Genomic DNA, 11,500 nt, shown 5'->3' on the forward strand with positions numbered 1-11,500 from the left:
TCGTCCCATCAGCGCCGCACATCCTTCATTGTGCGCCGGTCAACGGCGACGGAAGCTGGGTTCAGCACACGAGTTTCGTACCACGGAGGGGTCATGTCGACCGACTACCTGCCCGCGCTCGTCAGCCCGCGGCTGCTGCCCGGCTACGACGGCTTCGCCATCCTGATGGGGGCGACCGGGATGTACTGGAGGCTGGTCGCCCAGGCCGGGATCCAGCCGGGCTCGACCGTCCTGGAGATCGGGTGCGGGACCGGGAACGTCGTGCTCCGGGCGAAGCGGGCCGTCCCCGGGGCGACGGTGATCGGCCTGGACCCGGACGGTGAGGCGCTCGGCATCGCCCGTCGCAAGGCCGCCGACGAGGGCCTCGCGCTCCAGCTCGACGAGGGGGTCGCCGAGGACCTCCCCTACGACGACGGCAGCGTCGACCGCGTCCTGTCCTCGCTGATGCTGCACCACCTGCCCGCCGACCGGCAGGTGTCCGCGCTGCGCGAGGTGCGCCGGGTGCTCGCGCCCGGCGGGAGCCTGCACCTCGTCGACCTCGACGCCGACCCGCGGGTCGCGGGTCCGATGCGGCCGGTGAACCGGGTGCTGTCGCTCCTGCACCGGCTCGACCCGGCCGCGCGGCGCCTGGGCTTCGGCGGGGGTCACGGGCGCGGACCCGGCGCACGGTCACGCTCACGGTGGGGGCCGGCCGGTTCCGGAGGTGCTGGCCGAGGCCGGATTCGCCGAGCCGGTCGTCGTCGGGCACGGCAGCACACGGATGGGTGCGGTGACCTACCACCGCGCGGTTCGCTGACGCCCACGACGCACCCGCTACCCTGCCGTGCGGAAGCGTGGCAGAGCGGCCGAATGCACCCGCCTTGAAAGCGGGCGTCCGAAAGGACCGGGGGTTCGAATCCCCCCGCTTCCGCCATCTCTGACCTGCGAGGACGCAACCGCCGCGCGCTCCCAGCTCTCCGGGAACCCGCGGCGGTTGCAGTTGTGGTGGCATTCCGCCTTCTCAGACGGTCGTCGGCGGCCCGTCGGACGTCTGCCAGAGCAGCCCGCCGACCCGCGACGCGACGTCCTGCCGCACCGCCGACGTGAGGTGCTGGTACCGCGCAGCCATTGCCGTGTTCGACCAGCCCATCACACCCATGACCGCCCGCTCGGTCACGCCGAGCAGCAGCAGGACCGTCGCGGCGGTGTGTCGAGCGTCGTGCAGTCGCCGTTCCGGGACTTCCGCCGAGATGAGGAGCTGCTTCCAGCTCTTGTTATCGGTTCGAGGATGCAGGACGGTGCCGAATTCGGTCGTGAAGACGTAGTCGGTGTCCACCCACAGGTCGGCAGCCCGCACACGCTCGTCGTACTGCTCGTTGGCGTGTTCCCGGAGCAGCTTGACGAGCGGATCGGGCAGACCGATTCCCCGGCGGCCGGCCTCCGATTTCGTCTCCGCCGTCTCGGGCCGGAGTGCGAGTCGGCGAGGACAGCGGCCGGCCTGCTTCCGTCCGCACGTCCCGTCGCAGCCGTGGGCCCATTTCGGGCGTAGGCGATTGCGGCGGACCACGAGGAATCCGCCCATGAGGTCGACGTCCTGCCAGCGCAGTCCGAGGGCTTCACCCTGGCGCAGGCCCAGCGCGAGAGCGACCGCCCAGCGGGCGCCGTTCCTCTCGGTCGACGCGGCCTTGAGAATCCGGGAGACCTCGTCGACCGTGTAGGGCTCGACCTCGGTGGTGCGTACTCGCGGGGCCTTTGCGAGCAGGGCGGGATTCGTCGTGGCGTGTCGGCGCCGGACGGCCTCGTTCAGCGCCGTGCGAATCGTTCGGTGCACCTGGTGAGCAGTGCCGGGAGCAGCCCCGTTGCGCATCATCTTCTGATAGAGCCGTTCGAGGTGCTCCGGCTGCAGCTTGTCCAGCTTGTGTGCGCCGACACCGGGGATGAGGTGGATCCGGATTGCCGTCGAGTAGGCATCGTGGGCGTTCGAACTGATCGCAGGCGGGGCTGCAACGGTCTCCAACCAATGGATCAACCACTTCTCGACGGTCCAATTCGCACCGGGCTGCGCGACCGTGCCGGCGTCGCGGTTCTTCTCCAGAGCACGGACCTTCTTCGTGACGGCAGCCTGCGTCTTCCCGCGGACGTGGCGGCGGTCGGGACGGCCGTTGTCCTTCGTCCCGACGGTGACGTAGCCGTGCCACGATCCGTCGCTGCCGAGGTAGATGCTGGACCGGCCGTTGGCGTTCCGGGTGGGCTTCTCGCGGGTCATGTCCGGTCCTCTCAGGCGGCTCGGTGCTTGGCGACGAGCCGGTCGGCGAAACCGGCGATGGCGTCGGCGTGGATGCGTCGGAGTCGTCCGATGAGGACGGATTCCAGCTCGCCGGTGCGGACGTACGCGTATGCGGTCGTCTTTCCGATGCCGAGCTGTTCTGCGGCTTCCTCGACGGTGAAGAGGACCCGTGCCGGTCGGTGCGCGGGCTCGGGCTCGCGCGGCGTCGGCTGGTCGGCCATGAGGGTGGCGAGCTGCGCGAGGAGCTGCCCGATCTGCGCGGTGCGGTCGTCGGTCATCGGGCACCCCCACTAGTAGCGGTTACGTCGGTTACAGCGGTTACGTGCCTGGTCAGGGGCGTAACCGAGGAGCGGGGTGTAACCGCTGCGTCGGTTACGGCGGCCTGCTCTGGTGGGTCGGCGGGTGGGTGCTCGACAGGGGGCGTAACCGACGCTGCGGTTACGCGGTCGGGATCGGTTACGCCCCTGACCTGCGGTGTAACCGCTGTAACCGCGGTAACCGCACCTGATGGGTCGGGTTCGGCGGGTGGGAGGTAGCGGGCGAAGGCGTCGGAGAGTGCGCCGTCGACGTGGTAGCCCTTGGTGACGTGCCCGCCGATGCGCAGCGCGCCGGGGCGGACGCCGTAGCGGGCCAGCTCGCGGGCGAGGCGTCGGGCGTCGAGGGGCCGGCCGTCGAGGTCGGCCCAGCCGGCTTCCTCGTCGGCGCAGAGCCGGCCGATGATGTCGCTGGTCGCCATCCGCTCGGCCTCGTGGGCGGTGAACAGAGCGCGCAGGTCGGCGAGCAGCCGCGTCCCGACCGACGTGCCGGTCTCGGTGGCCTGCCCGACGAAGTGCACAGCGGCGGCGCGGGCGGTGTCGGGCCAGTGCCCACCGGCGAGATCGGCGATGGCGAGCAGGGGCTCCCAGACCTCGGCGGCGCGGTCGGTGACCTGCTCGGGCATGACCGGCTCGGCCCCGACCAGCTCGTCCTCCCCGACCCTGTCGAGCCAAGCGGCGAGCTGCTCGCGCAGCGGCGTCGCCTCGTTCTCGACCCGACGCTCGCGGAACGCCTCGGCGCGCTCGTGCGGGGCGCGGCGGCGCATGTGCACGGTGATCGCGCGGGTGGTGATCGTGGCGGGCATCGCGCCGGCGATCCCGGCCAGCGCGACCGGGGCGAAGACCGGGAACCGCTCGACCTTCATCCGGGAGGCGTCGCCGACGCAGCGGGACACGGTGGCCGAGCGCTTGTAGCCGGAGTTGAGCAGCCCGCGCAGGTCCTCGTTGTTCCCGCCGCCCTTGGGCGAGAACACGGCGTCGATCTCGTCGAACAGCAGCGTGACCGGGCCGTCGCAGAGCATCCGGAAGATGGCCGCGGTGGTGATCGAGATGGTCATCTCGGGCTTGCGGACGAGGTACTGCGCCACTTCGAGCACGCGGGTCTTGCCGGAGCCGGGCTCGGCGCTGTCGAGGATGAGGCGCGGCGTTGTGTAGAAGTGCTGGACGGCGTGGGTGTGGGCGTACCAGAGCGCCAGCATCGGGGCGGTGTGCCGGTCGGGGAACACCGAGAACCGGGAGACGAACGCGGCGACCTGGTCGAGCAGCTCGGCCGGCGCGATGGCGGGCAGGTCCGGGACGGCGCGCAGGCCGGCGGGTGTGGTGCTCATGCCGACCGCCGCCCCTCGCTTTGGGAGCGAGTGCTCGACAGGGTGGGCAATTGGCGGGGCCGGCGGGCGCCGTAGCCGAGTCCAGACGCGATCGTGGCGGCGATGTCGGCGGCGGTGCAGTCGCACGGCCCGGTCATGATGTGCCCGGCCGCAGCGGTCAGGTCCGCGGCGGCCTGGTCGTGGTCGAGCACCCCGGCCCCGACGAGCTGTCCGAGGGCGCGGGCGGCGGTGAACACCGCGGCGTTGTGACCCCCGCGCCCGGCCGCAGCGACCCGCTGCAGCTCTGCCCGAACGACTGCCGACACGTAGGCCCCGGCGTCGCGCGGCGTGGTGGCGGGCCGCTCAGACGGCGCTGAGATGGCCGTGGCGGGGCGAACGGACAGGTGCCAGACCAACCACCCTGGCAGCGGGGGCAGGTCGGTGTCGTTGAGCAGTTCGTAGGAGCCGTTCGGCAGCCGGCTGCCGGGGGCGAGGACCTGCCCGCCGTGTCCGCGACTGTCGAGCATCGGTCCGAGCGTGCGGGCGGTGTTGCCGAGCCGGACCGTGGGGGCTCGGAAGTACAGGTGCCGGCCGCCGGACGGTGTGGCGACGGTCCAGGTGTTGGGCAGTCCGCCCCGTCCGGCGGCGAGGCCGGCGAGCACGGCGGTGCCGTCGCGGGTCTGGTCGGGGTCGGTCGGCTTGGGGGTATCGCAGTCGATGACCAGGAGCCGGGAGGGGCCGCAGGCGATGCCGGCGTTGTGGTCGGGGTGGGCGGTGAAGTAGTCCACGATGGTCTCCGGGTGAGTGGTGGCGCGGGACTCCCACGCGGGGATGGCGGGCTGCTTGCGGCCGGGCAGTACCGGGAAGAGGTGCCAGCCGCGGGCAGCGAGATCGAGCCAGCCGGCGAGACGAGCACGGGCTGCGGGACTGCCGGAACGGTCACTCTGTGTCGACATTCGGGCTCCTGATTTCGGCATGGGTCTAGCGCCGCAGCACCCGCGTGGATGCTGTGTGGAGGGGTTTCCGGGTGTGTTCGGCCTGGTGGCGCTAGGTTGCTAGCGGGCTGATCAGATGTGGTGTGGCGCGCTAGCGGCGGGTGCTAGGTCTAGCGCGGCTCACTGCTAGTCGCACCCGTCGCCGCGCCGTTCCGTCTGGCTACTCGGTGTCACCGTCGGTGCCGGTGCGGCGCCGCCGTTCCGCGGTCTCCCACGCCGTCGTGATGGCGTCGCGGTGGTAGCCGCGCCGGTTGCGCCCGTCGCCGGTCTGCGGGTCGGTGCCCCACACCTGCTTGGGCTCGACCCCGTACGGGCGCAGGGCGGCGGCGAGCGTCGCCGGGGTGGTGCCGGTGTAGGTGGTCGGCCACTGCTCGACCAGCCGGGCGGCGATGACGTCGGACCACAGCCGGTCCTCGCCCGGTGCGAACACCGCCGCGACGTCACCGAGCACCGACCGCGACGGCCCGCCGGTCTGCTCCGCGGTCTCACCGACGGCGTGCCCGGACAGGGTGCCGGCGGCCTCCCGCAGCGCGCGGGCGCGCGCGGCGATGGTCTCCGCAGCGGGTGCGTCGATGTAGGCCGAGCGCACGATCTGCGGCTCGTCGGCGGCGCCGACGAGGTAGCCGATGCCCTTGTCCTTCGCGGTGAACGTGGTCGCCCGGATGCCGTTCTTGTAGGCGCTGGTGCCGAGCACCATGTCGTTCTCGGTCTGGCCCATCACCCGCAGGCAGAACCGGGTCCCGACGTTCGCGCTGACCCCGGTGGGCAGCGACTTCGCGTCCGGGCGCTGCGTGGCGAGAATGAGGATGATCCCCATCGCCGGTCCGCGCTTGATGATGCCGGTCGCGAGCCGGTCGGCCTCGTCCTTGAAATCGGGGTGGGAGAACAGTTCCTGGCACTCGTCGACCGCCAGGACGATCGGGAACAGGCCCAGGTCGCGGCGCCCGGAGATCTGCGGGGTGACCTTGTTCTCCGGGCACAGCTCCCGCGGCAGCTCTCGGATGCGCTTGGCCCGGGTGTTGAGCTCGGCGTACAGCTCGCGCAGCGAATCCATCGCCAGTTCCAGCGTGGCGTCGTCGGCGCCGGAGGCGTAGCGGTGCGCGCACCCCTCCATCGGCGACAGGTCCCCGGTACCCTTCAACTCGAAGATCCGAAGCTGTGCGGTCGGGTCCAGAGCGCAGGCCAGCAGCAGCACCCGCAGCGCAAACGTCTTCCCCACCCGCGGCATCGCCCCGATCAGGACGTTGGAGAACATCAGCAGCAGCGACACCGACCGGCCGCGCTGGTCGGCCCCGAACGGCACCGGCTTGAACAGGTCGACCTCGCCGTGCGCGGCGAGCGGCCACGGCCGCGGGCGGGCCTGGCTCATGTCCTGGTCTCCCACCCACAGCACGAGACGGCCGGCGTGGGCGTCGTGCGCGGGCTCGGGCCACACGCAGCCCAGCGGGCGGCGCAGGCCGGACGCGAGCCGGTCGCGGCGCTCGACGATGTCGGTCACCGTCACCCCGAACGGCAGGTCGACGTCCGCGCGCCAGCCCGGCCCGTCACGGGTGATCGGCGCGGGGAACGTGATCCCGTTCGGCCCCTTCGCGAGCGCCTTGTTCATCTCGCCCAGACCGAGCGCGCCCAGGGCTCGCACGACCATCTCCGAGGTGAGCCGCGTCGGCCGGTGGGTGACCACCGACCGCCCGGTGACCGGCTTGTCGGCCGGCGACCCGACCCAGCCGAGCACCAGCACCCCGGCGACCAGCAGGACGGCGAGCAGCCACGGCGGGGCGAAGGTCCACAGCGCCACCAGGGCACCGGCGCCGCCGAGCACCGCGGCGGCGAGCAGCCGGCGCCGGACCGTGATCCGCTCGGCCCGCGCTGCGGTCAGGCGCAGGTACTGGTCCGGCTCACCGGACCGGATGGCCTGCTCCCGCAGCGGGCGGGACTCGGCGTCGCCGGCCCACCGAGCGGCGCCGGCGACCGCGGTCACCGCGCCCCGCGGGGCGCGGGCCGTGAGGCGGGCGGCGTAGAGGGGCGCTCGGACGGTGTGGAACCCGGTGGAGTGCCACGCCCACCCGGCGGCCCAGCGGGCGGCGGCCGCGATGTCCTCCCGGCTGCGCAGCCACGGTTCCACGACCGGGCGGCGGGACACCTCACGGCGCCACGGCAGCGCCAGGTCCGTGCCTGCGGGCGGGTCCACCGCGACGTGCTGGACGTCGGTGTCGTCGACGATCTCGCCGTCGACAACCGTCGGGCGGGCCGAGCGCTCGACAGGGTCGGCCGAACGCGGGCGGAAGTTCAGCACCCGGGCGCCGGTCCCGTTGTGAACGGTGTCGGGCGCGGGCTCGTGAACGGTCGCCGGGGTCTGCTGGTCGGGGTTCGGAGTGTGCGGGTGGTCGGTCATCACGCAGCCACCTCCTCGCCAGCCACCGGCCGGCGGTCGCGGGAACGAGCGGAGTCGATCGAGGCGGGCGCAGCGCGCAGGGCGGCAGCGACCTTGACGCTGGTGCCGGCCGAGCAGCCCGTCACCTGCCGGCACCACGCCGGAGTGACGTCGACCTGCTCGCCGGCGTCCCGGGCGCTGTCGAGCGCTTCGGACGCGGCCCGGACGTAGTCGGCCAGCAGCCGACGCGGCCGGGCCGCCGCCTTCCGTCGGCCACCGCCGCGCGGTGCCCGGACCGGTGTCTCCGCGATTCGCGCAGCGGGCTCGGCGGCCGGCTCGTGAACGTCCGGCTCGACCGGGTCGTGAACCACCGGAGTCTGCTCGGCGGTCGACGCCGGCCCGGCGGCCACCGCGCGGTGCACCGCCTCGGTGAGCCGGTCACGCAGGACCGGGCCGGTCTCGGCGGTCGCGAACACCACCAGCGGCGGCACCGAGTGCAGCACCACCCCGGCCGCAGAGAACGGCGCGTCGCCCAGGCCCCACGAGGTCCAGGTGTTCATCACGTAGGTGGCGGCGAAGGTCAGCCACTTCGTCCGCCGCGCCCAGGTCGGCAACGCGACCTGGTAGCGGGCGGTGACCTGCTCGGCACGCAGCACCGCGAGCAGCACCAGCGACACCATCGGATCCAGCAGCCACGCCACCCACCACGCGGCCGACCAGGTCGGAGCGCCGGCAGCGGCGAAGCTCTGGACGTTGACCATCGTGAACGCCAGACCGAGCACGATCCCGGCCCACAGCAGCCCGTCCACCTGCGCACGCACTCGCTCGACCCGCAGCGCGATCACGTCCGGATCGGTGGTCAGCGCTCGTACCCGGGCAGCGTCGGCGGCCTGCTCGGCGAGGCGTTCCACCGCGGCGTTCATCGGACACCCCGCGACGAGACGCGGACGACGTCGTCAGGGCCGGCGAGCATCCGCGCCACGGTCACCCCGGCGATCAGCGCCGGGACGCCGAGCACGATGACCCACGCGACCGGGTCGGCCGAGAGCTTCACGACCGCCCACTGCACCCCGACCACCACAGCCGCGGTCATCACGATCCGGGCGGCGTTGTTGCCGGTACGGCCGGCGTGGTGAATCGACTTCTGCACCTTGCGCCCGGCGCGGGCCCCGGCCGCCCATGACCACATCAGGACCAGCCCAGCCAGGACACCGAGCGCGACGGCGATCGTCTGCCCATTCACCGCTGCTCACCCCCGGCCGGGGTGGCGGGCCGGGGCCCGTTCGGCTCTACCATCGCGGTCTCCTCACGTGCGTTCTGCTGGTGGGGGAGAGCCAGCCCGGCGGCTACATCCGCCAAGATCCCGTCGCCGGGCTGGTGCTCACTGCGGTCTCCGTTGCGGCGTGCCGGCTGCGGGCGCAGCTCGCCACGTTCGAGCGCGGCGATGTAGGCGTCGGCCGCGCGCTCGTCGGCTCGTCTCGATGCCGCGTCTGCCTGGGTCACGTGCCGGTCGTCGACGTGGTCGCAGCGCCGGCACGTCCGCCACTCCCACCCGCAGCCCTCCCACGAGGTCGGGTCCTGCCACGGCTCGCAGGTCGAGTGCTCCCACAACGACCCGTCGCAGGCACACGCCCTCCACACCGGGGCGGGGCCGAAGTCGTGACCGAGCAGCCGGCACAGCGCTGGGTCGGCACACGCCGGGCACAGCAGCCGGACCACCCAGCCGGCAGCGCGGGCCGCCGCCAGTCCGTCGGTCGTCGTCCGCACCTGGTCGGTGCCGGCCAGAGCCATCGCGCAGTCGTCGCAGCCGACGGTGATCCGCAGCGCGATCACGCCGCCTCACCCCCGTAGCTCGGCGCGGGCGCGGTGACCTGTGCAGCGCGGGTCATCCGGGTCATGGCCCGGCGGGTACTGCGCCGGCGCCGACGCTCGGCCAGCTCCACCAACGCCCCGTCCACCGGCGCCGGCCGCTGAATCGGGGCCGGACCCCACTCCTCGGCGATGACGCTGTCCCAGAACTCGTGCAGCGCCTCGCGCTGCTCCTCGGCCAGGGGCACGGTGCAGTCGTCCAGCCCGGCGGTGTCGTGTCGATCCGTGTGCATGACGCTCCGATCCGTCTTAATACGGTTGCTGTGGTTGCGACGGTAAGGCTCGACCGTCGCAACGTCAACCGCCGTCTTGAGACGGCGAGTAGCCTCGCCGGCATGGCTGCGCCCGACTCCGAGCCCGACGACGCCGAGCCGCGCCACGCGAGCCATCGCGTCGCCGAGCTGCTCGCCCGTGACATCGACGCCGGCACCTACGGGCCGGGGGAGCGGCTGCCCTCCTACCGGCAGATCGCGACCGACCACGACATCGCCGTGAACACCGCACAGGCGGCGGTCCGGCTCCTCGTCGCGTCCGGTCGGGCCGTCGTGCGCCCCAGCAGCGGCGCGTTCGTCGCCGACGAGCCGGCCGGCGCGACCCGGACCACGGCGGCGGACCGGCTTGAACTCGCCGCGCTGCGTGACCAGGTCCGCCGAGCGAAGGCCACGCTCAACGACGTCGAACGGGCCATCGGCGAGATGCTCGACCGGGCGCCGGCGTCTGGTTCGGACTCGGGTTCGTAGTGCTCGTCTCGGTGCCATGAACCGAGAATCGAGCTTTCGGACAAATGAGTCCAAGGACCCTCTGACCTACCCCGTGACCTGCTAGGACTACCAGGCATAAGCACTGGTCGGAGCCCGCATCCGCGGGGCCGGCGCCCGAGAGGAAGGCGGAGATTTCTCGTGCCAGACGAGCCGTGGTTGTCGTCCCCCGCGTCATCGGAGCTGGAACTGAACACCGACCTGCTCGGCGAAGTCCTGCGCGAGTACCGCCGCGCCAACAAGATCAACCAAGCCGACCTGGCCCAACTGCTGCACCTGGACCAGTCCTACGTCTCCAAGATCGAGACGGGCAAGCGCCGGGTGACCGACATCGAGATGCTGCTCCGCATCGCCCAGCAGCTCAACATCTCGCCTGCCCGCCTCGGACTGTCGGACGAGCTGCTGCGGCCCGTGGCCGAACCGTCGGACTCGCGGCTGGTCGGCGACGTCGACCCGGTCGCGGTCAGCCAAGAGAAGTGGCGCCGAACGCGCCGTGCGCTCAACCGGTCCCGCCGGGAGCTGGCCCAGCGGGCAGCCGACCTCTACCAACCCGACATCCGGGTCGGGGACCTCACGTTCCTGGCGCTGCCCCAGTGGACGCCGGAGCGTCCGATCCCGCTCGACGACATCCGCCTGGAGTGGAGCGACAACCCGTCCCCGGTGAGCATCACCGGGAGCGAGCCGGAGGCAGCAGCTACGCTGCCGCTGAGGGCGCCGGGGAAGTCGTTCCCGCGGTACACCTCGGCCGTCCGCTACCTGGACCCGCCGAAGCTGTTCGAGAACCGCACCAGCTACCGCCTGCTCGACGTCGACCTACGGGGCGACCCGCATATGACGTTCGGGCTCGCGGCCTACTTCGACAAGCTCGACCTCGCTGAGGCGATCGCGCACGAGATGGCGATTGCAGCCGAGCGGGCCGAGAAGAAGTTCGACTGGAGTGAGTTGCCGTTGCGGGCGCTCATGGGGGACCCGTTCGACATGGAACGGCGCTACATCATCCCGGCTATCGAAACGCTCACGCTGCGGCGGAACCGGGAGACCGGCGAGGCGACGTTCCTGCTGCACTGGCGCGACCCGGCGAAGGTTGCCACCTCAGCAGGAATTTACGGATTGATACCAGCAGGAGAGTTTCAACCGTCGACCGTCGCCACGCACGATCGAGAGAATGATTTTAGTCTGTGGCGAAGCATCGTGCGCGAGTACAGTGAGGAGATTTTGGGTGAACCAGAGCGTGACGGCAGTTCAGGCGAGCCACTCGTGTACGAGGGGTGGAAACTCTACAAGGATCTGGAGTCCGCCCGACAAGCAGGGACGGTGAGACCCTACTGCTTGGGCATCGGCCTCGATACGCTGACACTTACAGCAACTATCTTGACTGTGGTCGTCTTCGACGATGAGGCTTTCGATGAGCTATTTGGAGACGCCGTTGCTGTCAACGCAGAGGGGGCACTTGTTAGCTCGGCAGAGACAGTGAACGTCACTGACGGTCTACAGTTTACTGCTGAGAATGTACAGCGCCTGCTAATGGGCGAGCCGGTAGCTTCTCCCGGAGCATGCATCCTTCAAAGGTCTTACGAGTGCCGAGACCTACTGATCGGGTCATCCAATTCTGCTTGATAG

At 71.5% G+C, this 11,500-nt stretch carries 12 protein-coding genes and 1 tRNA gene; 4 read left to right on the forward strand and 9 right to left on the reverse strand.

The genetic code is table 11. The features are described 5' to 3' along the window. Positions 1–93 precede the first annotated feature (93 nt). Positions 94–864, forward strand: coding sequence for a class I SAM-dependent methyltransferase (locus Ae150APs1_RS23160; protein WP_075300283.1), 771 nt, complete (start codon positions 94–96; stop codon positions 862–864). Then, positions 828–913, forward strand: a tRNA-Ser gene (locus Ae150APs1_RS23165). Before Ae150APs1_RS23160 ends, Ae150APs1_RS23165 begins: the two co-directional genes overlap by 37 nt. An 87-nt stretch (positions 914–1,000) precedes the next feature. On the opposite strand, the gene Ae150APs1_RS23170 is transcribed toward Ae150APs1_RS23165, so the two are convergent. The 9 genes from Ae150APs1_RS23170 to Ae150APs1_RS23210 form a co-directional block, all read right to left on the reverse strand. Further along, positions 1,001–2,245, reverse strand: a complete 1,245-nt coding sequence (locus Ae150APs1_RS23170; protein ID WP_075300285.1) for a tyrosine-type recombinase/integrase — start codon at positions 2,243–2,245, stop codon at positions 1,001–1,003. An 11-nt stretch (positions 2,246–2,256) separates the two neighbouring features. Then, a complete protein-coding gene (locus Ae150APs1_RS23175) occupies positions 2,257–2,544 on the reverse strand; it encodes a helix-turn-helix domain-containing protein (protein WP_083680313.1) in 288 nt (95 codons plus the stop codon). Beyond that, positions 2,541–3,908 carry a DUF3631 domain-containing protein gene (locus Ae150APs1_RS23180; protein WP_075300287.1) on the reverse strand — a complete coding sequence of 456 codons (1,368 nt, stop codon included), beginning with the start codon at positions 3,906–3,908 and terminating at the stop codon, positions 2,541–2,543. Before Ae150APs1_RS23180 ends, Ae150APs1_RS23175 begins: the two co-directional genes overlap by 4 nt. Then, positions 3,905–4,843 (reverse strand): bifunctional DNA primase/polymerase, encoded by a 939-nt coding sequence (locus Ae150APs1_RS23185; protein ID WP_075300289.1) that lies wholly within the window; start codon positions 4,841–4,843, stop codon positions 3,905–3,907. The genes Ae150APs1_RS23180 and Ae150APs1_RS23185 overlap by 4 nt, the downstream gene beginning before the upstream one ends. Positions 4,844–5,042: 199 nt before the next feature. After that, positions 5,043–7,274, reverse strand: coding sequence for an FtsK/SpoIIIE domain-containing protein (locus Ae150APs1_RS23190; RefSeq protein WP_075300291.1), 2,232 nt, complete (start codon positions 7,272–7,274; stop codon positions 5,043–5,045). Next, on the reverse strand, positions 7,274–8,176 hold the full coding sequence (locus tag Ae150APs1_RS23195) for a hypothetical protein (protein ID WP_075300293.1): 903 nt from the start codon (positions 8,174–8,176) through the stop codon (positions 7,274–7,276). Before Ae150APs1_RS23195 ends, Ae150APs1_RS23190 begins: the two co-directional genes overlap by 1 nt. After that, positions 8,173–8,496, reverse strand: coding sequence for a hypothetical protein (locus Ae150APs1_RS23200; protein ID WP_083680315.1), 324 nt, complete (start codon positions 8,494–8,496; stop codon positions 8,173–8,175). The genes Ae150APs1_RS23195 and Ae150APs1_RS23200 overlap by 4 nt, the downstream gene beginning before the upstream one ends. Further along, entirely contained in the window at positions 8,493–9,086 is a 594-nt protein-coding gene (locus Ae150APs1_RS23205) for a hypothetical protein (protein ID WP_075300295.1), read from the reverse strand. Before Ae150APs1_RS23205 ends, Ae150APs1_RS23200 begins: the two co-directional genes overlap by 4 nt. After that, positions 9,083–9,355 (reverse strand): hypothetical protein, encoded by a 273-nt coding sequence (locus Ae150APs1_RS23210; protein WP_075329478.1) that lies wholly within the window; start codon positions 9,353–9,355, stop codon positions 9,083–9,085. Before Ae150APs1_RS23210 ends, Ae150APs1_RS23205 begins: the two co-directional genes overlap by 4 nt. Positions 9,356–9,457: 102 nt before the next feature. Here Ae150APs1_RS23210 and Ae150APs1_RS23215 point away from each other — a divergent pair, with 102 nt between their 5' ends. Then, positions 9,458–9,862, forward strand: coding sequence for a GntR family transcriptional regulator (locus Ae150APs1_RS23215; RefSeq protein WP_075300299.1), 405 nt, complete (start codon positions 9,458–9,460; stop codon positions 9,860–9,862). 159 nt (positions 9,863–10,021) lie between these two features. Continuing rightward, complete coding sequence (locus Ae150APs1_RS23220) at positions 10,022–11,497, forward strand: helix-turn-helix transcriptional regulator (protein ID WP_075300301.1); 1,476 nt, start codon at positions 10,022–10,024, stop codon at positions 11,495–11,497. Positions 11,498–11,500: the final 3 nt, after the last annotated feature.

It is taken from the genome of Pseudonocardia sp. Ae150A_Ps1 (genome assembly GCF_001932315.1).
GTDB lineage: Bacteria > Actinomycetota > Actinomycetes > Mycobacteriales > Pseudonocardiaceae > Pseudonocardia.

Coding starts and splice junctions, on each gene's coding strand:
- Ae150APs1_RS23160 (WP_075300283.1), top strand. CDS start 94: ATGTCGACCGACTACCTGCCCGCGCTCGTCAGCCCGCGGCTGCTGCCC.
- Ae150APs1_RS23170 (WP_075300285.1), bottom strand. CDS start 2,245: ATGACCCGCGAGAAGCCCACCCGGAACGCCAACGGCCGGTCCAGCATC.
- Ae150APs1_RS23175 (WP_083680313.1), bottom strand. CDS start 2,544: ATGACCGACGACCGCACCGCGCAGATCGGGCAGCTCCTCGCGCAGCTC.
- Ae150APs1_RS23180 (WP_075300287.1), bottom strand. CDS start 3,908: ATGAGCACCACACCCGCCGGCCTGCGCGCCGTCCCGGACCTGCCCGCC.
- Ae150APs1_RS23185 (WP_075300289.1), bottom strand. CDS start 4,843: ATGTCGACACAGAGTGACCGTTCCGGCAGTCCCGCAGCCCGTGCTCGT.
- Ae150APs1_RS23190 (WP_075300291.1), bottom strand. CDS start 7,274: ATGACCGACCACCCGCACACTCCGAACCCCGACCAGCAGACCCCGGCG.
- Ae150APs1_RS23195 (WP_075300293.1), bottom strand. CDS start 8,176: ATGAACGCCGCGGTGGAACGCCTCGCCGAGCAGGCCGCCGACGCTGCC.
- Ae150APs1_RS23210 (WP_075329478.1), bottom strand. CDS start 9,355: ATGCACACGGATCGACACGACACCGCCGGGCTGGACGACTGCACCGTG.
- Ae150APs1_RS23215 (WP_075300299.1), top strand. CDS start 9,458: ATGGCTGCGCCCGACTCCGAGCCCGACGACGCCGAGCCGCGCCACGCG.